Annotated in this window: 25 protein-coding genes; 10 read left to right on the forward strand and 15 right to left on the reverse strand. The window is 66.2% G+C overall.

Features of this window, described 5'->3' with window-relative positions:
* The 3 genes from C7411_RS29775 to C7411_RS29785 form a co-directional block, all read right to left on the reverse strand.
* Window positions 1-122 (reverse strand): FAD-dependent oxidoreductase (locus tag C7411_RS29775; RefSeq protein ID WP_116603297.1); only part of this gene is annotated, 122 nt, incomplete at its 3' end.
* Between the two features lie 43 nt (window positions 123-165).
* Window positions 166-1,956 carry an acyl-CoA dehydrogenase gene (locus C7411_RS29780; protein ID WP_110387574.1) on the reverse strand — a complete coding sequence of 597 codons (1,791 nt, stop codon included), beginning with the start codon at window positions 1,954-1,956 and terminating at the stop codon, window positions 166-168.
* A gap of 216 nt (window positions 1,957-2,172) precedes the next feature.
* Window positions 2,173-3,177 (reverse strand): AraC family transcriptional regulator, encoded by a 1,005-nt coding sequence (locus C7411_RS29785; RefSeq protein ID WP_110387575.1) that lies wholly within the window; start codon window positions 3,175-3,177, stop codon window positions 2,173-2,175.
* Between the two features lie 733 nt (window positions 3,178-3,910).
* On the opposite strand from C7411_RS29785, the gene arcD reads away from it, so the two are divergent.
* The 4 genes from arcD (at window position 3,911) to arcC (ending at window position 8,647) form a co-directional block, all read left to right on the forward strand.
* Window positions 3,911-5,278, forward strand: coding sequence for an arginine-ornithine antiporter (gene arcD / locus C7411_RS29790; RefSeq protein WP_243413398.1), 1,368 nt, complete (start codon window positions 3,911-3,913; stop codon window positions 5,276-5,278).
* Window positions 5,279-5,291: 13 nt separating this feature from the next.
* Window positions 5,292-6,551, forward strand: a complete 1,260-nt coding sequence (gene arcA, locus C7411_RS29795) for an arginine deiminase (RefSeq protein ID WP_373682696.1) — start codon at window positions 5,292-5,294, stop codon at window positions 6,549-6,551.
* Between the two features lie 49 nt (window positions 6,552-6,600).
* Window positions 6,601-7,611, forward strand: a complete 1,011-nt coding sequence (locus C7411_RS29800; protein ID WP_110387577.1) for an ornithine carbamoyltransferase — start codon at window positions 6,601-6,603, stop codon at window positions 7,609-7,611.
* Between the two features lie 106 nt (window positions 7,612-7,717).
* Window positions 7,718-8,647 carry a carbamate kinase gene (gene arcC, locus C7411_RS29805; protein ID WP_110387578.1) on the forward strand — a complete coding sequence of 310 codons (930 nt, stop codon included), beginning with the start codon at window positions 7,718-7,720 and terminating at the stop codon, window positions 8,645-8,647.
* Between the two features lie 114 nt (window positions 8,648-8,761).
* Here arcC and C7411_RS29810 read toward each other — a convergent pair whose 3' ends face one another.
* From C7411_RS29810 to C7411_RS29830, 5 genes are all read right to left on the reverse strand, one after another.
* Window positions 8,762-9,016 carry an RNA-binding protein gene (locus C7411_RS29810; RefSeq protein WP_110387579.1) on the reverse strand — a complete coding sequence of 85 codons (255 nt, stop codon included), beginning with the start codon at window positions 9,014-9,016 and terminating at the stop codon, window positions 8,762-8,764.
* Between the two features lie 89 nt (window positions 9,017-9,105).
* The gene (ppk2, locus tag C7411_RS29815) at window positions 9,106-9,927 is read right to left on the reverse strand and encodes a polyphosphate kinase 2 (RefSeq protein WP_110387580.1); all 822 of its coding nucleotides are present in this window, start codon (window positions 9,925-9,927) and stop codon (window positions 9,106-9,108) included.
* 151 nt (window positions 9,928-10,078) lie between these two features.
* Window positions 10,079-10,522, reverse strand: coding sequence for a PRC-barrel domain-containing protein (locus C7411_RS29820; protein ID WP_110387581.1), 444 nt, complete (start codon window positions 10,520-10,522; stop codon window positions 10,079-10,081).
* Window positions 10,523-10,591: 69 nt separating this feature from the next.
* A complete protein-coding gene (locus tag C7411_RS29825; protein WP_243413394.1) occupies window positions 10,592-11,164 on the reverse strand; it encodes a cupin in 573 nt (190 codons plus the stop codon).
* Between the two features lie 4 nt (window positions 11,165-11,168).
* Window positions 11,169-11,525: a hypothetical protein gene (locus C7411_RS29830; RefSeq protein ID WP_133253719.1), complete on the reverse strand. Its 357-nt coding sequence runs from the start codon at window positions 11,523-11,525 to the stop codon at window positions 11,169-11,171.
* A gap of 576 nt (window positions 11,526-12,101) precedes the next feature.
* On the opposite strand from C7411_RS29830, the gene C7411_RS29840 reads away from it, so the two are divergent.
* Window positions 12,102-12,545 (forward strand): thioesterase family protein, encoded by a 444-nt coding sequence (locus C7411_RS29840; protein ID WP_110387667.1) that lies wholly within the window; start codon window positions 12,102-12,104, stop codon window positions 12,543-12,545.
* 12 nt (window positions 12,546-12,557) lie between these two features.
* Here C7411_RS29840 and C7411_RS29845 read toward each other — a convergent pair whose 3' ends face one another.
* The 3 genes from C7411_RS29845 to C7411_RS29855 form a co-directional block, all read right to left on the reverse strand.
* Window positions 12,558-12,875 carry a YnfA family protein gene (locus C7411_RS29845; RefSeq protein WP_110387583.1) on the reverse strand — a complete coding sequence of 106 codons (318 nt, stop codon included), beginning with the start codon at window positions 12,873-12,875 and terminating at the stop codon, window positions 12,558-12,560.
* A gap of 107 nt (window positions 12,876-12,982) precedes the next feature.
* On the reverse strand, window positions 12,983-13,786 hold the full coding sequence (gene phnX / locus C7411_RS29850) for a phosphonoacetaldehyde hydrolase (RefSeq protein ID WP_110387584.1): 804 nt from the start codon (window positions 13,784-13,786) through the stop codon (window positions 12,983-12,985).
* 61 nt (window positions 13,787-13,847) lie between these two features.
* Window positions 13,848-15,008 carry a 2-aminoethylphosphonate--pyruvate transaminase gene (locus C7411_RS29855; RefSeq protein ID WP_110387585.1) on the reverse strand — a complete coding sequence of 387 codons (1,161 nt, stop codon included), beginning with the start codon at window positions 15,006-15,008 and terminating at the stop codon, window positions 13,848-13,850.
* 126 nt (window positions 15,009-15,134) lie between these two features.
* Between C7411_RS29855 and C7411_RS29860 the strand changes: the two genes are divergently transcribed.
* Window positions 15,135-15,992, forward strand: a complete 858-nt coding sequence (locus tag C7411_RS29860) for a LysR substrate-binding domain-containing protein (protein WP_110387586.1) — start codon at window positions 15,135-15,137, stop codon at window positions 15,990-15,992.
* Window positions 15,993-16,007: 15 nt separating this feature from the next.
* Here C7411_RS29860 and C7411_RS29865 read toward each other — a convergent pair whose 3' ends face one another.
* Complete coding sequence (locus C7411_RS29865; protein WP_069268061.1) at window positions 16,008-16,229, reverse strand: hypothetical protein; 222 nt, start codon at window positions 16,227-16,229, stop codon at window positions 16,008-16,010.
* A gap of 258 nt (window positions 16,230-16,487) precedes the next feature.
* Here C7411_RS29865 and C7411_RS29870 point away from each other — a divergent pair, with 258 nt between their 5' ends.
* Window positions 16,488-17,159: a phosphoribosyltransferase gene (locus C7411_RS29870; RefSeq protein ID WP_110387668.1), complete on the forward strand. Its 672-nt coding sequence runs from the start codon at window positions 16,488-16,490 to the stop codon at window positions 17,157-17,159.
* A 43-nt stretch (window positions 17,160-17,202) separates the two neighbouring features.
* On the opposite strand, the gene C7411_RS29875 is transcribed toward C7411_RS29870, so the two are convergent.
* Window positions 17,203-17,499, reverse strand: a complete 297-nt coding sequence (locus tag C7411_RS29875; protein ID WP_110387587.1) for a YciI-like protein — start codon at window positions 17,497-17,499, stop codon at window positions 17,203-17,205.
* 205 nt (window positions 17,500-17,704) lie between these two features.
* Between C7411_RS29875 and C7411_RS29880 the strand changes: the two genes are divergently transcribed.
* The 3 genes from C7411_RS29880 (at window position 17,705) to C7411_RS29890 (ending at window position 19,527) form a co-directional block, all read left to right on the forward strand.
* Window positions 17,705-18,025, forward strand: a complete 321-nt coding sequence (locus C7411_RS29880) for a PsiF family protein (protein WP_110387588.1) — start codon at window positions 17,705-17,707, stop codon at window positions 18,023-18,025.
* Window positions 18,026-18,367: 342 nt separating this feature from the next.
* Window positions 18,368-18,811, forward strand: coding sequence for a hypothetical protein (locus tag C7411_RS29885; RefSeq protein WP_110387589.1), 444 nt, complete (start codon window positions 18,368-18,370; stop codon window positions 18,809-18,811).
* A gap of 128 nt (window positions 18,812-18,939) precedes the next feature.
* A complete protein-coding gene (locus tag C7411_RS29890; protein ID WP_110387590.1) occupies window positions 18,940-19,527 on the forward strand; it encodes a BPSL1445 family SYLF domain-containing lipoprotein in 588 nt (195 codons plus the stop codon).
* Window positions 19,528-19,550: 23 nt separating this feature from the next.
* Here C7411_RS29890 and C7411_RS29895 read toward each other — a convergent pair whose 3' ends face one another.
* Window positions 19,551-20,618 carry a glycosyltransferase family 4 protein gene (locus C7411_RS29895; RefSeq protein WP_110387591.1) on the reverse strand — a complete coding sequence of 356 codons (1,068 nt, stop codon included), beginning with the start codon at window positions 20,616-20,618 and terminating at the stop codon, window positions 19,551-19,553.
* Between the two features lie 189 nt (window positions 20,619-20,807).
* Window positions 20,808-21,974: an AAA family ATPase gene (locus tag C7411_RS29900; protein WP_110387592.1), complete on the reverse strand. Its 1,167-nt coding sequence runs from the start codon at window positions 21,972-21,974 to the stop codon at window positions 20,808-20,810.
* Window positions 21,975-21,989: the final 15 nt, after the last annotated feature.

Here is a 21,989-nt window from a genome sequence, read left to right on the forward strand (position 1 = left end):
GCGGCCTGCTGCTTCAGGCGGATCGCGGCCGACAGCCCGGCCGGGCCGCCGCCGACGATCACCACGTCGTATTCCATCGACTCGCGTGGGCCGTACTTTGCGATCAGATCACTGGACGACATATCTTCTTTCTTCCTTGCTTGCTGAGCGCTTTTAGCCGCCCGATCAAAACTGCACTTCGCTCAGCGCGAGCACGCCCGCGTCGCCCTTTGCGGCCAGAATCGACGTCTCGAGGCCGCCTGCCTGCGCGAGAATGTGCTCGGCGTAGAACTGCGCGATCGCAATTTTCGCGCCGTAAAACTCTGCGTCGTTCGCGAGTTCGCGTTGCGAGACGAGCAGCGCGCGCGCCATTTGCCAGCCGCACAGCACGATGCCCGCGAGCTTGAGGTACGGCACGCTGCCCGCGAACACCGCGTTCGGGTCGCGCTTGACGTTCGTAATCACGTAGTCGACGACGTTCGCGAGTGCGCGTGCCCCCTTCTCCAGTTGCTCGCGCATCGATGCTGCCGCCGAGCCGCCGGTCTGGCCCAGTTCTTCAGCGGTCCGGGCGATCTCGCCCAGCAGCGCCTTCGCAACCGCGCCGCCGTCGCGCACCGTCTTGCGGCCCACCAGGTCGTTCGCCTGGATCGCCGTGGTGCCTTCGTAGATGGCGAGAATGCGCGCGTCGCGGTAGTACTGGGCCGCGCCCGTTTCCTCGATGAAGCCCATACCGCCATGCACCTGGACGCCAAGGCTCGTCACTTCGTTGACCATTTCCGTGCTCCAGCCCTTCACGATCGGCACGAGGAATTCGTAGATCGCGAGATTGCGCGCGCGCACTTCGGGGTCGGCATGGTAGTGAGCGTGGTCGCTATAGGCGGCGGCGACATACGCGAGCGAGCGAGCGCCCTCGGTCATCGCGCGCATCGAGGCGAGCATGCGGCGCACGTCCGGATGATGGATGATGGTCGCCGGCTGCTTGAGCGAGCCGTCCACCGGGCGGCTCTGCACACGCTCCTTCGCGTACGCCACCGCCTTCTGGTACGCGCTGTCCGCCACGCCCACGCCCTGCATGCCCACGCCAAAGCGCGCCGCGTTCATCATGATGAACATGTATTCGAGGCCGCGGTTCTCCTCGCCCACCAGATAGCCGATCGCGCCGCCGTGGTCGCCGTACTGGAGCACGGCCGTCGGGCTCGCCTTGATGCCGAGCTTGTGTTCGATCGAAACGCAATGCACGTCGTTGCGCGCGCCGAGCGAGCCGTCGTCGTTGACGAGGAACTTCGGCACGACGAACAGCGAAATGCCTTTCACGCCTTCGGGCGCGCCGGGCGTGCGCGCCAGCACGAGGTGAACGATGTTCTCCGCCATGTCGTGCTCGCCCCACGTGATGAAGATCTTCGTGCCGAAGACCTTGTACGTACCGTCGCCTTGCGGTTCGGCGCGCGAGCGCACCAGCGCCAGGTCGGAGCCGGCCTGCGGCTCGGTAAGGTTCATCGTGCCGGTCCAGTCACCGGAGATGAGCTTCGGCACGTAACGCGCCTTCAGTTCGTCGCTGCCCGCGGTGAGCAGCGCCTCGATGGCGCCGTCGGTGAGCAGCGGGCACAGCGCGAACGAGAGGTTCGCCGCGTTGAGCATTTCGATGCAAGGCGTAGCGATCAGCTTGGGCAGCGCCTGGCCGCCGAATTCGGACGGATGCTGCAAACCCTGCCAGCCGCCCTCGACATACTGGCGGAACGCCCCTGCGAAGCCGGGCGTCGCCGTGACCTCGCCGTCGCGCCAGCTGCTGGGCGCGCGGTCGCCTTCCACGTTCAGCGGCGCGATGACTTCGCCGGAGAGCTTCGCGCACTCGTCGAGCACGGCCTGCGCAGTGTCGATACCGGCATCTTCGAAACCCGGCAGGGTTGCGACGGCGTCGATGCCGGCCAGCTCTTTCAGCACGAACAGCATGTCCTTGACGGGGGCGTTGTAGCTCATGATCGGTCCTTCCAGTCACTCAGGGTCAAATGGGATGCGCCGCCGGGCCAGGCTTGCCTGGGTGGCCACCTTGCGGCAGTACAGGACGGATCGTAGCGTCAACGGATCGCAAAACCACTGTCCAAACCGGACCACATGGTGACAATTCTGGCCACACTGTCGGCTGCGGCGCCCGCCCTTCATGGGCGGGCATCGTCACTCTGTGCCCGCCGACGCTCAACCGCGCCGGCGGTAAGTGCCGGGCGTGCTGCCCGTCCAGTGGCGAAAGGCGCGGTGAAAGGCGCTGGGGTCATCGAAACCCAGATCGCCGCCAATGGCCGCGATCGTGTCCTGGGTGTCGGTGAGGCGCTGGATCGCCACGTCGCGGCGCAGTTCGTCCTTGAGCGCCTGGAACGTGGTCTCCTCCGCGGCGAGGCGCCGGCAGAGCGTGCGCACCGAGCAGTGCAGGCTGCCGGCCGCCGCTTCGATGGTCGGCAGATCGGGCAGTTGCGCGGCCAGGTACTGGCGCACGTTGTGGCTCACGAGCTGCTCGCTGAAGGTTTCGAAGATCCAGTCGCCGGGCGAGCGCGCGAGAAACGCGCGCAGGTTGCGCTTGCTCTGCCGGATCGGCATGTCGAGATAGGCGGCGCTAAAGCGCATCAGCGTGGCTTCGCAGCCAAAACGCACAGGACCTGAGAAGAAATAGCGGTGATCGAGCGCGTGCGGCGGCTGCGCGCAGGCGAAATCGACTTGCAGGAGCGGAATGCGCTGGCCGATCAGCCAGGACGACACGCCGTGCGCGAGCTTGAGCATCAGCTCCTGGCCGAGCGGCCCGATCGCACCGAATGCCGGGTTGGCGCGTAATGCCACCTGGGCCACGAGCCCCTGGCGGCGCGATTCGAGCCGGAAATCGTCGAGCACGATGTGGAAGAACTGGTCGAAGCGGTGCAGCGCCGTTTCGAGGTTGCGCGCGTCGAGCAGGCTCAGGCAGAGAAACTTGAGCGTGCCGCTGCGCAGCGGCCGGCTGAAGATGCCGGGCATCTCGTCGTCGAGTTCGATGGCGAGCGTCTGGTAGAGCGTGGAGAACTGCTCTTCCGTGACTCGGCCGCCCGGCCTCGCGAGCAGTTCCAGCGCGATGCCCGCCTCGTTGAGATAGCGGCGGATCACGGCGGGCTCGGCGCCCGCGCCGGCGAGAAAGCCGTTGACGAGCGAGATGGGAACGGTGGCGCTAGGCGATGGCATGCGTTGACGATAGGAGGCCGCGAAAACGGACGGACATAGGTGTGCGCCCGCGCGCCATTCTAAATCGGCACGGCCGAAATCACCTGGCCCCCGCCCCTGGAATGTATTCAACCGCATTTGCTGGCGACGATGTCCGTTAACATCGCGCGCAATGAGACGTCGTGATTATTTCCAGTTTTTCGAACGAAACATGTAATTGAACACTTACGCGCGATCGATACTTTTGCCTTCCGATTTAATTTGAGATAAATCAGGATTCACATGCCCGGTTGTCCTGCACAAATAGTTCGAACCGCTTATTTACCTTGCGCCGCGCAATGCCTGTTTTGCCGGGAAAGTCCGGCGCATGGCCTGTTCCGTACGCAATTGGCATAACGCCCGTCATAAAACTGCAATCCATTGACGCCTTTAATTTGGCTAATTTCCGCCGATTCACCTCCCCTATCGGACCAAAGTCTTATTGCCAGACTGCGCGCCCGATATCAGATTGAGCGCGTAGCGGCACGGGTTCCGCTCTCGCGGCATGTGATCCGCGCTGCAGACTCAGGCACAAGCAAGTTGACGGCTTGGCGCGCAGCGCGAGATCTGCGACCCAACCGGCTCGTACAGGAGACCGCGCATGTCCGAATCGACGTCTACGCCCCACCCCGCTGCCAAGCCCGATAGCGCCGCCACGCCAGCCGCCGCCAACAAGCTTCGCCTCGGCGCGCTCACCGCCCTCGTCGTGGGCTCGATGGTGGGCGGCGGTATCTTCTCGCTGCCGCAAAACATGGCGGCCAGCGCCGACGCCGGCGCGGTGCTGATCGGCTGGGCGATCACCGCGGTCGGCATGCTCATGCTCGCGTTCGTGTTCCAGTCGCTGGCCATACGCAAGCCCGAACTCGACGGCGGCGTCTACGCTTTCGCGAAAGCCGGCTTCGGCGACTACATGGGCTTCGGCTCGGCATGGGGCTACTGGATCAGTGCGTGGCTCGGCAACGTCGGCTACTTCGTTCTCCTGTTCAGCACGCTCGGCTACTTCTTCCCGGTGTTCGGCGAGGGCAACACGCCGATCTCCATCCTCTGCGCCTCGGTGCTGCTCTGGGCGCTGCATTTTCTCGTGCTGCGGGGCATCAAGGAGGCCGCGATCGTCAACCAGATCACCACGGTCGCGAAGCTGGTGCCGCTGTGCCTGTTCATCATCATCTGCGCGTTTGCGTTCCGCTCCAGCACCTTCACGGCCGACTTCTGGGGACAAATGAATCCCAAGCTCGGCAGCGTGACGAACCAGGTCCGCGGCATGATGCTCGTGACCGTGTGGGTGTTCATCGGCATTGAGGGCGCGAGCATCTTCTCCGCGCGCGCGGAAAAGCGCAGCGATGTCGGCAAGGCCACGGTCATCGGTTTCGTCGGCGTGCTGCTCCTGCTCGTGCTCGTGAACGTGCTGTCGCTCGGCGTGCTCACGCAGCCGAAGCTGGCGGCCCTGCAAAACCCTTCGATGGCGGGCGTGCTCGAAAACGTGGTCGGCCACTGGGGCGCGATTCTCATCAGCGTGGGGCTCGTCGTGTCGCTCGCGGGTGCACTGCTCTCGTGGGTGCTGCTGTGCGCCGAAATCATCTTCTCGGCTGCGCGGGACCACACGATGCCAAACTTCCTGCGCAAGGAAAACGCGAAGCACGTACCGGCCAACGCGCTGTGGCTCACCAACGGCATGGTGCAGATCTTCCTCGTCATCACGCTGTTCTCTAAGGGCACGTATCTCTCGCTCATCTATCTCGCGACCTCGATGATCCTGCTGCCCTACTTCTGGTCGGCAGCCTACGCATTCCTGCTCGCGCTGCGCGGCGAAACGTATGAGGCCGACAGCGGCGAGCGCAACAAGGACCTCATCATTGCGGGCGTCGCCGTGATCTACGCGATCTGGCTGATTTACGCCGGCGGCCTCAAATACGTGCTGCTGTCCGCGTTGCTCTACGCACCGGGCATCGTGCTGTTCGCGCGCGCAAAACGCGAGGTCGGCCAGCCCGTGTTCACCAACGTCGAGAAGTTCGTGTTCGCCGCTGTGCTGATTGGCGCATTGCTGGCGGCTTTCGGCCTGTACAAGGGCTTTCTCACCCTCTGATTCGAGGAGTCTCATGATGACTACGGACACTGTCGCCTTCGGCGTCAATTCCGAGGCAGGCAAGCTGCGCAAGGTCATGGTATGCGCGCCGGGCCTCGCGCATCAACGCCTCACACCCAGCAACTGCGACGAGCTGCTTTACGACGACGTGATCTGGGTCAGCCAGGCGAAGCGCGACCACTTCGACTTCGTGACGAAGATGCGCGAGCGCGGCGTGGACGTCCTCGAAATGCACAATCTGCTCACGGAAACGGTGCAACACCCCGAAGCGCTCAAGTACATCCTCGATCGCAAGGTTCGCCCCGAGACCGTGGGCGTGTCGCTCGCCGGCGAGGTGCGCAGCTGGCTCGAAGGGCTCGAGCCGCGCAAGACCGCGGAATTCCTCATTGGCGGCGTGGTTGCCGAAGATATTCCGGATACCGAACAAAGCAAGATCCTCAAGGAATTTCGCCGTTATCTGGGCTATTCGAGCTTCGTGCTCGCGCCGCTGCCCAACAGCACCTTTACGCGCGACACGACCTGCTGGATCTACGGCGGCGTATCGCTCAACCCGATGTACTGGCCGGCGCGCCGGCAGGAAACGCTGCTCACCACGGCCATCTACCGGTATCACCCCGAATTCGCGGGCAAGGACTTCCAGGTGTGGTACGGCGACCCCGACGAGGACCATGGCGCGGCCACGCTCGAAGGCGGCGACGTGATGCCGATCGGCAACGGCGTCGTGCTGATCGGCATGGGCGAGCGCACGAGCCGCCAAGCGATCGGCCGTCTCGCGCAGAACATCTTCGCCAAGGGCGGCGCCGAGCGCATCGTCGTGGCGGGCCTGCCCAAGTCGCGCGCGGCCATGCACCTCGACACGGTGTTCAGCTTCTGCGACCGCGACCTCGTGACGATCTTCCCCGAAGTGGTCGACGAGATCGTGCCGTTCTCGATTCGCCCCGACGACAAGAGCCCATCGAAACTCGACCTGCGCCGCGAGGAAAAACCCTTCGTGGACGTCGTGGCCGAGGCGCTGGGTTTGAAGAGCCTGCGCATCGTCGAGACCGGCGGCAACGCGTTCGCGGCCGAGCGCGAGCAATGGGACGACGGCAACAATGTGGTGTGCGTCGAGCCCGGCGTCGTGATTGGCTATGACCGCAACACCTATACGAATACGCTGCTGCGCAAGGCCGGCGTGGAGGTCATCACGATCACGGCGAGCGAACTGGGCCGCGGGCGCGGCGGCGGCCACTGCATGACTTGCCCGATCATACGCGACGCCGTCGATCTCTGAGCGTCGCCACTTATGCGCATTCCCACTGCATTCGCAACGGAGAAACGACATGGCTTTCAACCTGCGCAACCGCAGCCTGCTTAGTCTGATCCATCACAGCAACCGCGAGCTGCGTTATCTGCTCGACCTCTCGCGCGACCTCAAGCGCGCCAAGTACACGGGCACCGAGCAGCAGCACCTCAAGGGCGTCAACATTGCGCTGATCTTCGAAAAGACCTCGACGCGCACGCGCTGCGCATTCGAAGTCGCGGCCTACGATCAGGGCGCGAACGTCACCTATATCGATCCGACCTCTTCGCAGATCGGCCACAAGGAGAGCATGAAGGACACGGCGCGCGTGCTGGGCCGCATGTACGACGCGATCGAGTACCGCGGCTTCAGGCAGGAGATCGTCGAGGAACTGGCGAAGTTCGCCGGCGTGCCGGTATTCAACGGACTGACCGACGAATACCACCCCACCCAAATGCTCGCCGACGTGCTCACCATGCGAGAGCATTCGGACAAGCCGCTCACGCAGATCAGCTACGCGTATCTCGGCGACGCGCGCAACAATATGGGCAACTCGCTGCTGCTCATCGGCGCGAAGCTCGGCATGGACGTGCGCATCGCGGCGCCGAAGTCGCTCTGGCCGCATGACGATCTCGTCGCCGACTGCAAGAAGTTCGCCGAGGAAAGCGGCGCGCGCATTCTGCTGACCGAGGACCCCAAGGCCGCCGTCAAGGACGTGGATTTCGTGCACACCGACGTGTGGGTCTCGATGGGCGAGCCCATGGAGGCGTGGGGCGAACGCATCAACGTACTGCTGCCCTATCAGGTGAACATGGCGCTCATGAAGGCGAGCGGCACGCCGCATACGCGCTTCATGCACTGTCTGCCCGCCTTCCACAACAGCGAGACGGTGATCGGCAAGCAGATCGCCGACAAGTATCCGGAGCTCAAGGGCGGTGTCGAGGTCACGGAGGAAGTGTTCGAGTCGCCGCTGAATCTGGCCTTCGAACAGGCGGAAAACCGCATGCACACGATCAAGGCGATTCTCGTCTCGACGCTCGCCGACATTTGAGCGCTACCGCTTGACGGCGCGCGTGCGCCGCGCGGCCGGGTTGCGAACCTGGCAACGCGGCGCATGCGCTCCGCTTCACCGACACGCATCACCTTGGGAGTCAGACATGCGAATCGTGATTGCGCTTGGCGGCAACGCACTGCTGCGTCGCGGCGAGCCGATGACGGCGGAGAACCAGCGCGAGAACGTGCGCCTCGCGGCCACCCAGATCGCGCAGATCGCGCAGGGCAACGAACTGGTGATCGCCCACGGCAACGGGCCGCAGGTCGGCCTGCTCGCGCTGCAGGGCGAGGCCTTCAAAGACGTGCCGGGCTACCCGCTCGACGTGCTCGGCGCGCAGACCGAGGGCATGATCGGCTACATGATCGAGCAGGAACTCGGCAATCTCCTGCCGTACGAGGTGCCCTTCGCGACCATCCTCACCCAGGTCGAAGTGGATGCCAACGATCCGGCGTTTCAGCATCCGAGCAAGCCGATCGGCCCGGTCTACACGAAGGAGCAGGCGGAAAAACTCGCCGCCGAGCGCGGCTGGGCCATCGCCCCGGACGGCGACAGGTTCCGCCGTGTCGTGGCGAGCCCGCGGCCGAAGCACATCTTCGAGATCCGCCCCGTGAAATGGCTGCTGGAGCGCGGCACGATCGTGATTTGCGCGGGCGGCGGCGGCATTCCCACGCTCTACGGCGAAGGCCACAAGCTGGGCGGCGTGGAGGCCGTGATCGACAAGGATCTGTGCTCTGCCCTGCTCGCGCAGGAACTGGAGGCCGACATGCTCATCATCGCCACCGACGTGAACGCCACCTACATCGACTGGAGCAAGCCGTCGCAAAAGGCGATCGCGAGCGCGCATCCCGACGAACTCGAGAAGCTGGGCTTCGCGGCGGGGTCGATGGGGCCGAAGGTCATGGCGGCCGCGGAGTTCGCACGCAACACCGGCAAGGATGCGGTGATCGGCGCGCTCGCCGATATCGTGGCGATTACCCAGGGCAAGGCGGGCACACGCGTGAGCACGCAGAGGCCTGGCTTGATCTTCTATTGAGGCTGGCCCGCCCGGCCTCGGAGCGGGCGCCTCGAAACGGCGCCTGAAAATGCAGGGCGCGCACCGCAGCCGGCGCAGCCGCGGTGTGCGCCCTGCTGTGTGTTTGCGTGGCGCCTACTCCTCGCGTGCCGGCGGCATGACCTGGGCGCTGATGGTGTGATCGCGCCAGAACAGGTTGTTAATGCGGCCCTGCAAGCGGCGCAATCCCTCCTCGCTCGCCGCGTGAAAGGTGAGCAGCGCGCCGGGACGGCCTGCCCCCTCGATGCGCTGAATCGCATCGTACGGCGGAAAACCGTAGCGCTCCAGAAACTCGTTGATTTCGGCGTCCGTGACGTGTTCGTCGATATTGCCCAACAGCAGCTCGGCCATGGTCTACCCCTCGTGAGCGTTCAATCGTGATGATAGTGTGGTTTGATCCGGCGCGACGACGAGCTGCGCCGGATCGAACGCGATGCCGCTCAGTACTTCTCCTGCACGTAGCGATAAGGATAGTCCGGGTCGCGGTAGCCTTGCGGCTTCTGGCGCTCGGGCAGTGTGACCTTTTCGCGCGGCAGCGCCTTGTACGGAATGGTGTTCAGAATATGGCTGATGACGTTCAGACGCGCGCGTTTCTTGTCATCGGATCGGACAACGAACCATGGAGATTCGGGCGTATCCGTCATGTCGAACATCTCGTCCCGCGCGCGTGAATAGTCGTACCACCGGCTATACGACAGGAGGTCCATGGGCGAAAGCTTCCAGATCTTGCGCGGATCGTTGATACGGCCTTCGAGGCGCCGGGTCTGCTCTTTCTGGCTCACTTCGAGCCAGAACTTGATGAGGATCGTGCCGGAGTCGATGATGGCGCGCTCGATGAGCGGCACGCCGCGCAGGAAATCCGTCGCCTGTGCCGAAGTGCAGAATCCCATCACGCGTTCGACGCCTGCGCGGTTGTACCAGCTGCGGTCGAACACCACGATCTCGCCCGCGGCGGGCAGCAGCGGCAGGTAGCGCTGGAAATACATTTGCGACTTTTCGCGCTCCGTCGGCGCGGGCAGCGCGAATACGCGAAACACGCGCGGGCTGACCCGTTCGGTGAGCGCCTTGATCGTGCCGCCTTTGCCTGCGCCATCGCGGCCTTCGAACAGGATGCAGACCCTGAGGCGCTTCTGGACCACCCACTCCTGCAAACGAACGAGTTCGCCATGCAGGCGTTCGAGTTCCTTTTGATAGGCCTTTTCGCTGAGTTTTTCCGCCGGTTCGGCTGCGCTCGCGGCCTTGACTTCCTCTTTCTTCGCCATAGAATCGCTCCCCGCTTCGGACGCCTCACACGAGGCAACATCCACTATGGTGTGTGGGCGAGGGGCGCGCAATAGGACTTTGGACTCAGGGACTTTGGACTCAGGTCCTGGCCGTCTTGACCTCAGGTCATCACGCTCGCGTACGAGCGCATCATTCGTGCGCGTAGTTGAACTCGGGCATGGCCTTCAACTGGGCCTTGTCGGCCTGCAGCACGATCTGTTTGCTGTCGATGCGCAGGTCGTTGAACGGCACGGCCACGAGATGCTGGCCCAGGCCGAGAAAGCCGCCCACGGAGAGAATCGCGAACGCGCCTTGATTGGGCGACTCGAGCACGATGTCGTCGATCGCGCCGATTTTGCTGCCGCTATTGTCGTAGACGTCGGAGCCCACGAGCTTCGAAGCGCGAAAGCCGGTCCCCGACTGCACTGTCGCCATGCGCTGCACGGCGATCGATTGCGCAGCGCCCTGCGCGAGCGCGGCAGACGGCACGCCCAGCGCGCACCCGAACGCGATGGCGAGCGCGCAGATGCGGTGACAAGCCAGCGCCTGCAAATCTGGCGGCGAATTCAACGCGCAATTCGATTGTGTCGTCATGGTATCCCCCTCCCTTGTGCGAATGCACGGTGAATACCGCCTCAATGCAAGCGCTGTGCCCGGCGCACTTCATGCCTGCGCGAGCCAATGCTCGATCAGCGGCCCGCGTTCGCCGTAGAGGGGATCGCTCGCGGGATAGGCAAGCGCCTGCATGGCGCGCAACTCCGCCGACGTCAACGCCTCGCGGCGGATGTCCCATTGCTGCCCGCGCGGATAGCCGCCCGCCACGCGGAACCCGCCCGCGAGCGATAGCAGGCAATGGCCCGTGCCGGCCGGCAGCAGCAGCGCGTCGCCGGCACGCACGCGCAGCACGCGCCCGCCCGGGCCGCCAAGAATCAGTTCGGCCGTGCCGGCGAACACGCCCAGCACTTCATGCGCCGTGGAGTGGAAATGGTGGTAGTCGAACACGCCGTCGAGCCATTGCACCGGCCAGCCGTTCGCCTCGAAACGCTCGTTGAACGCCTGTGCCAGGTCATGGGCGCCCGGCGCCAGCGCGCGCCGATAGACGATGACAGGAAGCCGGGCGTTGTTCGGCACCCATCCGTGCTCGGCCAGGAGAAAAGTTTCGACGCCGCTTTGGCGTTGGGCCGGACGGCTTTCGCGCAGATTGCGCGGAGAATGAAAGGCGCGATTTTCGTCCATCGTCTTACTCCCTCGCATCGCTGCCGCCCGCCGCAGCCGATGCGTTCGCCGCGCCGTTTGCCGTTTCTTTTGCTGCGCCCTTTACCGGCTGTTTCGGGCGATGCGGTTTGTGCTTCGAGGAATGCGTCGTTCGCGTGGGCTGTGCGCCTTTGCCGGCGGGCACGCCTTGCTCGACGCCCTGGGTCGGCGCCGGGTACACGCCGTTGGCCTTCGCCCCGCTCGACTCCGTGGCAGGCGCCGTGGTCGGCCGGTCCGCGCCGGTGTTGTCCTGCGCGAGCGCCACGCCCGCCGCGGCTCCCTCCTGGACGAGTGCCAGCGCGAGCGCGCCGGCCATGCAAACCTTCGTCGAGTGCAAAGTCATCGGTCCTCCTTCAATACGATGCGAGCCCGGGTGCGAGGACCCCGCGACGTCGCAGCGAGCGCAAAGTCCCCTCGCAAAGGAGCAGCAACCCGCGTACCGGCCCGGCCCGGGCGCGTCGCGTGGCACGGCGTTTGCGGCCAGCCGGGCAAATGGATTCGCGCGAAGACAAGGCCGAGGCGCCGCGGTGCCCCATCAGGCGCACGCTTCGCGCATCCCGGAGAGGTCTATGCCTGCGAATCTTCTGGCCGCCACCCGTGTTCGACGCGGTCCCGAGGCTCATCTGCCGACCGAGGAGCCCGACGACCCGCATCGCCCGCCACCCCCTCCCGTGCCGGACCCCGAGCCGCCGCCCGTGCCGGAAGGCGACCCGCCGCCTGAAGCGCCGCCCGAGCGGCTGTGCTGGCGCCACCGCGCCGCCAGGATGCGACAGTGCCCAGACGCCGGCTGTCTTCATGGGCGACCTTCCAGAAGCGCGTGTTCCCGACCAGGCGGCGGGCCTGCCGTTACAATCGCGTCCGGCGTCAACGCCGCGCAAGCCCGATGGCGCCGCCCGCCCCCATTTTTTCGCATCGCATCATGGCCCGCATCGAGCTCCACTTTCCCGAAGACCAGTTCTACTACTCGACGCATCTCACTGTGCGCGTCACCGACATCAATTCGGCCAATCACCTCGCCAACGATTCAATGATTTCGATGATTTCCGAGGCGCGCGCGCGATTTTTGTTCGACGCGGGCATCGAGGACATGAAGGACGCACACACGAGCATCATCGTGACCGATCTCGCCACGACCTATCGCGCAGAAGCCTACGCGCGCGACGCGCTGTGCTTCGAGGTGGGCATCATGGATTTCAACAAGTACGGCGGCGACGTCATCTTCCGCATCACGCGGCCCGCCGATGGCGCGCTCATCGCCATGGCGAAATCGGGTTTCGTGTTCTTCGACTACGAAGCGAAAAAGGTCGTGCCGATGCCGCAGGCCTTCCGCGACAAATTTCCGCGGGTCAATACGCTCGGCTGAGTCCAGGGCCGCTCAGCGCGGCTGGAACATGATGAGCGCCATGCCGGCGAGCGTGAAGCCGATGCCGGCCCAGTCCCACGGGCTCGGCCGGATCGCCTCGACGGCCCAGAGCCAGAGAATCGCCACGCAGACATAGACGCCGCCGTAGGCCGCATAGGTGCGGCCGGCGGCCGTGGGATGGAGCGTGAGCAGCCACGCGAAGAGCGCAAGCGAGGCCGCGGCGGGCACGAGGAGCCACGCGCTCGCGCCTTCGCGCAGCCAGCGGTAAGGCAGATAGCAACCGACGATCTCGGCGAGCGCGGTCACGACGAAAAGCACAAACGTCTTCATGGGCGGCGGCGAGTGGCTGGGGCGCCCATGGTAACGCAAGCGGCGAGGCCGCCTGCGCGATCTTCGCAAGGTACCGCCCAGTTCCCTTCTGGTCCCTTCCGGCGGCCTCAGGGCCGCTCTCCGCGGGCCAGCCGCGCTTCGATCTCGTTCACCACGGGCAGCAGATCGGCGACGCTGTCGATCACATAGTGCGCACCCGCCGCGCGCAGGCGTTCCGCGGCCGCGCCGCGGCGGCGCGCGAATTCTTCGGGCGCGAGGGCGCGGACTTCGGCCTCGGTCATGCCGAACGCGTTGCCGCTCACCGCGACACCCACCGCCCACGTTCCGCCGTTGATGCCCTCCTCGATGCCGACTTCGGTGTCGTCCACCTTGATCGCATCTCGCGCGAGCCACACGCCGAGTTGCGGCAGCGTGCGGTAGATCATGTACGGCGAAGGCCGGCCCTCGGGCGTGTCGCCCGTGCACACGATGCTGTCCGGATCGAAACCTTGCGCCTTCGCGCCCGGCACGATCTGGTCGATGATCTCGCGCGTGTAGCCCGTGGTCGAGCCGATGCGCACGCCGTCGGCGCGCAGTGCGGCGGTCACGGCCGCCACGCCCGGAATCACGTCGCTGTACTGCGCGGCCACGGCGATGTTCTTCGGCACGAAGACGTCGTACACGGCGTCGATATCGGCTTCGCCCGGCGCGTGGCCGTAGCGTGCTTCCCATGCCGCCGCGACGCGCGGCAGCGCCATCAGCGCCGCGATGTGCGGACGCTTGGCCATGCCCATCGGAGCGCGCGCCTCGTCGATCGTGACCGGCACGCCGAATTGCTCGAAGGTCTCGACGAAGGCGCCCATTGGCGCGCGCGATCCGTAGTCGACCACGGTGCCGGCCCAGTCGAAGATCACCGCCTTGACGTGTTTCATGACATGCATCCTGCTGAAAAATCGATGGTATGGAGTCTTGACGATCTGCGCGCGTCAAGTGTCAAGCGGCGAGCGCCTCGCGTGCGCCGAGGTCGACCGGCGCGGGCGCAGCGCTTGCCACGCCGAGCGTGCGCAGCGCGGCGCCGCACGCGGCCACGACGCGGCGCATGACGGTTTCGTCCAGCGCGCCGATGCAGCCGACGCGAAAGCTCTCCACGCTCGTCAGCTTGCCCGGATAGATGATGAAACCCTGCGTCTTCATCAGTTCGTAGAAGCGCGCGAAGTCGAATGCGGGATCGGCCGGCGAAAAAAACGTGACGATGATCGGCGAGCGCCAGGCTTCGGTCAGCAGCGGCTCGAAACCGAGCCCGCGCATGCCCTCGACGAGCACGTCGCGGTTGCGCGCATAGCGCGCGAGGCGCCCCGTCTGACCGCCTTCGAGCGCGTGCAGCCGCAGCGCCTCGATGAAAGCGGCCACCGCGTGCGTGGGCGGCGTGAAGCGCCACTGGCCGGTGCGGTTCATGACATCCCACTGGTCGTAGAGGTCGAGCGCGAGCGAGTGGCTCACACCCTTTGCGTTGTTCAGGACTTCTTTTTTCGCGATCACGAAGCCGAAGCCCGGCACGCCCTCGATGCACTTGTTAGCCGAGGAGACGAACGCGTCGCAAGGCAGCGTGCGCACGTCGAGCGGCACGGCGCCGAACGCGCTCATCGAGTCGATCAGAAGCCGTCGCCCGTGGCGGGCCGTCACGGCCGCGATCTCCTCGATCGGGTTCAGAATGCCGGAACTGGTCTCGCAATGGACGGCGACGACGTGCGTGATGCCGGGGTTCGCGACCAGCAGATGGTCGACGTCTTCGGCGCGCGGCGGCAGGTAGTCGCCGGTGTCGTGCACGGTGTGCTGGCGGCCGAGGTAGCGCAGCGTCGTGGCGATGCGCTTGCCATACGCGCCGTTGGCGAGCACGAGCGCGTGGCCGTCGCGCGGCACGAAGCTGCCGAGCATCGCCTCGACGCAATAGCTGCCGCTGCCCTGCAGCGGCACGCAGTCGTATTCCCCCTGCTCGTCGCCTGCAATCTGAAGCAGCGCGGCGCGCAACTGCGCGGTCATGGCACGGAAGTCGGCGTCCCACGAACCCCAGTCGCGCTGCATCGCGGCCTTGGTCGAGGCCGCGGTGGTAAGCGGCCCGGGGGTCAGGAGATACGGCTCGGCGTGGGTGGTCATGCGGGCTCCAGTAGGCGTCGGAACAGTCGATCCCGACACGTTAGCGCGACACGAGTCATCGGTAAAATCGATATAATCGATGTCGATATAAGCTGAACTTATCACCTGTTTCCGGAGTGCCTGGACATGCAATACGCGCAGTTGCGAGCTTTTCACGCGGTCGCCGAACACGGCGGGTTCTCGCGCGCCGCGCAGGCGCTCTCACTCACGCAGCCGGCCGTGTCCGATCACGTGCGGCGGCTCGAACAGGATTTCGGGGTCAAGCTTTTCGAGCGCGGGCCTCGCGGTGTGGAACTCACGGAACTCGGGCGACGGCTATTCGCAGTGACGCGTCAGATGGTGGCGGGCGAACGCGACGCGCGGAGGCTGCTCGAAGCGGCAGGAGCGCTCGAATCCGGCGAACTCGCCCTCGCCGCCGATGCGCCCGACCTCGCCATCAAGCTGATCGGGGCGTTCAGGCGGCGCTATCCAGGGGTGGTGATCAAGCTCTCGATCGCGAACGCGACCGAATGCATGCGCCGCGTCCTCGCGAGCGAAGCCGACGCCGCGATCACGGCGGCACGCCAGGTGCACAGCCGGCTGCAGGCCCGCGTGCTGCGCGAGGAACCGCTGGTCGCGGTCGTGCCCGCCGAGAGCCCCGCCGCGAAAAAGCGCCGCATGACTTACGAGGAACTCGTGCGCGAGCCGATGGTGTTTCGCGAGACGCATTCGGTCACACAGCAATTACTCGAAGCCGAACTTGTGCGTAAAGGACTCCAGGTCCAGCCTGTGCTCTACGTGGATGGACGCGAAGCGCTGCAGACGGCGATCGCGCAAGGCGTGGGTGCGGGCGTGATCGCGCATGCGGAATTCGGCGAGTCGCGGCGCATTCGCATGCTGCCGCTCGTGGACTGCCAGGTGCGCATGGTCGAATCGCTCGCGCGCCTCGCCGATACGTCCTCGTCGAATCTGCTCGACGCGCTCTTTGCCACCCCGCTCGATTGAGCGGCGGGAGAGCCGTCAGGACACCACGATAGCGGTGCCAACGGCATGGAGCAGATCGCGCAGCGTTTCGGCCTGCTCCATGCGCGCGCCGTGGCGCAGGTGAATGCGCAGCGCCCGGCCCGCGATGCCGTCGACCGGGCGCGCGAGCCACAGCTCGACGGCGAGCCCGAGGCCGTCGGGCGCATCGGGCACGACCGGTTCGACGACGCGCGGCTTGAAGGAGGCGGATTCGGACATGACGAGACCTCGTCGGTGGCGGGATCGACTTCATCGTAGCGAGGCGACACGCCCGCGCCAAACGAGAAATCCGCGTATGCAAATGAGCGCCGCCCCGCATTGGATCGCGCGGGCAGCGGTATGCGCGCCTCGCTCGCGCCGCGCGCCGCTTCGCGGCGCCTGCGGGCGTGCCTCTTTTACCAGCAGCGTGTGGTCGCGAGTGGCAAACTGAACGCATCGTTGCGCGGCCGTCCTGCAACGAGATGGGAGGACCTTTTCATGGAACGCCCCTTTACCGATCGCCGCGAAGCGGGCCGTTTGCTCGCCGGCCCGCTCTCGGCCTACGCGGGCAGACGCGACGTCATCGTGCTCGCGCTCCCGCGCGGCGGCGTGCCGATCGGCTATGAAGTCGCAAAGGCGCTGCGGGTGCCGCTCGATGTCCTGCCCGTGTGCAAGCTCGGCCTGCCCTGGCAGCCGGAACTCGCCATGGGCGCGCTGTCCTCGAACGGCGCGCAGTACGTGGACAGCGCGCTCGTACGCAGCGCCGGCGTGAGCGAGGCCCAGTTGCAGAGCGCCATGGCGCTCGCACGCATCGAGCTTGGCCGGCGCGAGGCGCGCTATCGCGGGGAGCGTGCCCCGCTTGCGGTGGCGGGCCGTGTGGCGGTCGTCGTCGACGACGGCATGGCAACGGGCGCGTCGCTCAAGGCGGCAGCGCTCGCGCTCGCCACGCTTGGCCCCGCGCGCATCGTCGCGGCGCTGCCGGTCGCGCCCGCGGGCTCGCAGGACCGGCTCGGCGGGACCGTAGACGAATTCGTCTGCGCGCGCACGCCCGCGGCGTTCTACAGCGTCGGCCAGTTCTATCTCGACTTCGATCAGGTCAGCGACGACACCGTCCGCGAACTGTTGGCTCAGGCGGCGGCGGACGACGCGAACGGCGCGGCGCAGATCTAGGCTGCGCCGGTTGCGCCGCCCTCACGGCCGCCGCCCTCGCGCCTTATCGCACCGGATTCGACGCCGCTTCGCCCACCACCGTTTGCCAGGGCCGCACGCGCCAATGCTTCACGAGCCCCGAGCGCACATACGGGTCGGCGCGCGCGAACGCTTCGGCCGCGGCGGGGCTGTCGCCCTGGAAAAGCAGCAGCGCGTTGTCGACGGGATCGGCAATCGCACCCGCCAGCAGCAACTCGCCGCGCTCGACGGCGGCCCACGCAAGCTTCAGATGCGCGCTGCGGTGTTCGGGGCGGCGTTCGAGGTAATCGTCTGCGAGTTCATACATCAAGAGGTAATGCATGCATGTTCTCCGTGCTGTTGCGGCCGCGCCGGGCCGGGTCGGCGGCCGATAGCGAACATTGTGCCGTAGCGCGCGCGTCAACCGAACACATTGCTGCGTCGTTTTAATGGCGGCTTTGCCATAATGGCGGCGCGCGCAAGGCGCACCGGCCATTCACGGCTGGCCGCACGTCAACTGAAAACGTCCAAAGTCAAGGGAGTGAACGATGAAGATGCAATCCGTCATGGCTGCAATCGTGTTGAGTGGCGCGCTGGCCGCGCCGGCCTTCGCACAGACCGCGGCACCGGCTTCCGCACCGGCGGCGAACAGCCAGCAGAACAAGATGAAGGCATGCAACGCCCAGGCCGGCGACAAGAAAGGCGACGACCGCAAGGCATTCATGAAGCAGTGCCTTTCGGCTGCCGGCGCCCCCGCTCCGGCGATGACCCAGCAGGAGCGCATGAAGGCGTGCAACACCCAGGCCGGCGACAAGAAGGGCGACGACCGCAAGGCATTCATGAAGACTTGCCTCTCGACGAAGAGCTGAGCGAAGCGGGTCCGGGCATCCTCCCGCACCCTGGTACCTCCTTCTGCACCCGCAGGAACCGCGCGCCGAAGCAGTTTTGCTGCGGCGCGTTTTTTTATGCGCCGGTTTTGTGCGTTGCAGCGGTTCCTCGGCCGCCGCGCGCCTGTGTCTTCGGTTGTGCGAATCAACGTCGACGTATGCGAAATCGCGTGGTTTCGCGCGGATTTGCGTCATTCCCTGCCTTCGGACGCGCCGTTTTTCTCCTATGATGGCTGCAGCGGCGGCCCCTCCCCGCGACATCACACATTAGCCATCGGGCTGCCGCGTTGACGTTGATGCCAATGGCATCGAACGGAGGCGCAGATGGCATGGAGACACAAGAACCGCTGGTTTCGCCGCTGGCTCATGGTGATCACCTTCTGGCTCGTGCCGGTGATGATCGTCGCGGTACGCGAGGTTCAGGACGAGATGGCGTATAACCGCGCGGATTTGCAGCGCGCGCTGACCACCTGGACCTTCACCGACGCCGAGCGCGACGCCGGCGCCCCGCTGCGCTGCCACGGCACGCCCGAAACCGCGCGTACCGCCGGCTGCCCCGCCGCGGTGCTCGCGGCGAATGCGCAGCGCCGGCAGGAAGCGCGCGACGAATACGCCGTTCGGCGCACGACGCTGGCCGGCTACCTGTGGCACGCGTTCGTCGGTTACTGGGTCGTGCCCGCTGCGGCGCTGCTCGCGATCGGCGTGCTGATCGGAGGCGTGAAGCGCGCCCTGCGGCGGCCCGCGGCCAAGCCCGTGCCGGAGCGCTAGCGTTTTTCGTGCCTGCCTCACCGCGCAGCGTGTGTGCTGCGCAGCCTCAAAGTGCGGGTCGGGACGTTCGGGTATAACGACTGGACGCCGTGACATCGCGGCGCCCGGAAACAAGAACGGAGAACAAGATGACCGCATCCCGCATTCTTTTGAAGGCTTCTGTCGCAATCGCCGTCGGCGTCGCGGCACTCTCGGGCTGCACGACCACCGGCAGCGAAGCCCCCAACGCCGCGACCAACGCGTCGCGCGCCCAGTCGATCAACGCCGACGTCGACGCCACCCTGTCGCGCCTCTTTCAAACCGTGCCAGGCTCGCGCGAGCTGGTCGGCAAGGCCCGCGGCATCCTCGTGTTTCCGCGCGTGATCCAGGCGGGCATCGGCGTCGGCGGCGAACACGGCGACGGCGCGCTGCGCGTGGGCGGCAGCACGGTCGGCTTCTACAGTACGTCGTCGGCTTCGGTCGGTGCGACGTTGGGCGTGCAGTCGAAGGCCGTCATTTATCTCTTCATGACCGAAGACGCGCTTGCGAAATTCCGCAATTCGAGCGGCTGGTCGGCAGGCGGCGACGCATCGGTCGCGCTCGTCAAGGTCGGCGCGAACGGCTCGATCGACACCACCACGGCCACCAAGCCCGTGCAGGTCTTCGTGCTCACCAACAGCGGGCTGATCGGCGACCTCTCGCTCGGCGGCACGAAAATCACGAAACTCGACCTCTAAGCGCACCGCGAACGTCCGCGTGCTCAACTCGCGGACGTATCGATCACCTTGAAGCGCGAGCGCTTGTTCGCGCGAATCACCGCCTCATACGCCTGCACGTACTCCTGCGCCATGCGGTGCGAGGTGAACCGCTCTTCGAAGCGGCGCCGCACGCCGGCGCGCGGCACGCGCGCGATACGGTTCACCGCCGCCACGGCGCCGATCTCGTCCTCGACGATAAAGCCCGTCACGCCCTCTTCCACCACCTCAGGCACCGCGCCGCGATTGAACGCGACCACGGGCGTGCCGCACGCCATCGCCTCGATCATCACGAGGCCGAACGGCTCGGGCCAGTCGATCGGGAACAGCAGCGCGTGCGCGCCGGAGAGGAATTCGGCCTTCTGGCCGTCGTTGATCTCGCCCACATACTCGACGTGCGGCAGCGCAAGCAATGGCTTGATATCGCGCTCGAAATACTCGCGGTCGGCTTCGTCGACCTTCGCGGCGATCCGGATCGGCAGCCCGCAGCGCCCGGCAATGCGTATCGCCGTGTCGACGCGTTTTTCAGGCGAAATACGGCCGAGAAACGCGAGATAGCGCGGCTCGACGGGCTGCGGCGTGTAGAGCGTCTCGGGCAGGCCGTGGTAGACCGTGCGCAGCCAGCGCGCCTGCGGCATCGGCTGGCGCTGTGCGTTCGAGATCGAGATGACGGGCGCGGTGTTGAACGTATCGAAGACCGGCTGCTGCTCAGGCAGGTCGAGACGGCCGTGCAGCGTCGTCACGAACGGCGTTTCCTGGCGCTTGAACACCGAAAACGAGTAGTAGTCCATATGGAAATGCAGCACGTCGAACTGGTCGGCCTGGCGGCGCACCATTTCCATGAGGAGCATGTGCGGTGCGATGCGGTCGCGAATGCCCGGGTCGAGCCGCAGCGCGCGTGGCCACACGGGCTCGAGCTTCGCGCTCGTGAGCGAATCGCCGCTCGCGAACAGCGTGACGTCGTGCCCGAGTTCGACCAGCGCTTCGGTGATATACGACACCGCGCGCTCGGTGCCGCCGTAGAGCTTCGGAGGGACAGATTCGGTCAGCGGGGCGATCTGCGCAATTCTCATCGAGTGTCTCCAGGAAACGGGGCCGCGTTGCCCGTTCTCGCGGTGCCGGCCATTCCAAGCCGGGTCCGGGCGCCCATCGGCGACGCAGCAGATGTCCCATTATTCGGCAAGTCGGGCGCGCGCGCCGCCAGTCTTTCAATTTCTATACGGTGTTACATGCCGAAACAACCCTGCGTTTGCCCTGACGGCCTACCTGGCGGGCCATTTCCAGGCCGGCACGTCGAGCGCGTCCGGATCGGCGAATCCGGTTGCGCCGAGGCGCCGTTCGAGCACGACCGACTGGCTGCCGGCCTCGCGCTCCAGCGCCGCCACGAGCCGCGCCGCATGCGAGACGACGATGACCTGCGAGTGCCGCGACGCCCGCGCGATGAGCCGCGCGAGCGACGGCAGCAGGTCCGGATGCAGGCTCGTCTCGGGCTCATCGAGCACCAGCAGGCCTGGCGGCCGCGGGCTCAGCAGCGCCGCCGCGAGCAACAGGTAGCGCAAGGTTCCGTCCGACAGTTCCGCGCCGCGCAGCGGCCGCAATAGCCCCTCCTGGCGCAGCGCCACTTCGAAGCGCCCTTCGTGATTCACGATTTCGACGCGCGCGCCCGGAAAGGCGTCGCCGATGGCGGTATCGAGCGCCCCGCCGTCGCCGATCTCGCGGATCGTCTGCAGCGCGGCGGCGAGGTTGGCGCCGTCGTCGGCGAGCACCGGCGAATGCGTGCCGATCTGCACCTGGCGCGCGCTCGCGTGCTCGTCGGTGCGGAAGTGGTCGTAGAAGCGCCAGGAACGAATCTGCTCGCGCACGGCGATCATTTCGGGCGCGCTGCGCGGGTCGGCGTACTCGGTCATCATGCTGTCGAAGCTCGCCACGGGCTGCGCAAGCGTCGTCCACTCGCCCGCGGCGTCGCGGATGCGGATCGTCGGCCCCTGGCGGTCCACGAGCAACGCCGAGGGCCGCAGGATCGGCCCGCTCCAGATGCATTCGCGCTTGATCGCCGGGTCGAGCGAAAACTGCGAAGTGGACGAAGGCAGCGGCAATCCCAGATCGATTGCGTAGCCGAAGGCGTCGCCCGCGAAGCCCAGGCGCAGGCTCACCGCATCCTTGCGCACCGTGCCCTGCACCGCGTATTCACCCGCCGCGACCGCGCGCGAGAAGCGCTCCGGCCCCGCCCACAGCGTGGACTGCAGGCCGCCCTCGCGCGCCAGCGACGGAATCACGCCGCCGCGCGCCGTGAGCGCGAGCAGGCGCAGCGCGCGATACAGATTCGACTTGCCGCTGCCGTTCGGACCGGTCACGACGTTGAGCGCACCGAGCGGCACGATGAGTTCGCGCAGCGAGCGGTAGTTGGCGATGGCGAGCGTGGTCAGCATGGAGGTGAGCGGGGG

It is taken from the genome of Paraburkholderia silvatlantica (assembly GCF_003096715.1).
GTDB lineage: Bacteria > Pseudomonadota > Gammaproteobacteria > Burkholderiales > Burkholderiaceae > Paraburkholderia > Paraburkholderia silvatlantica.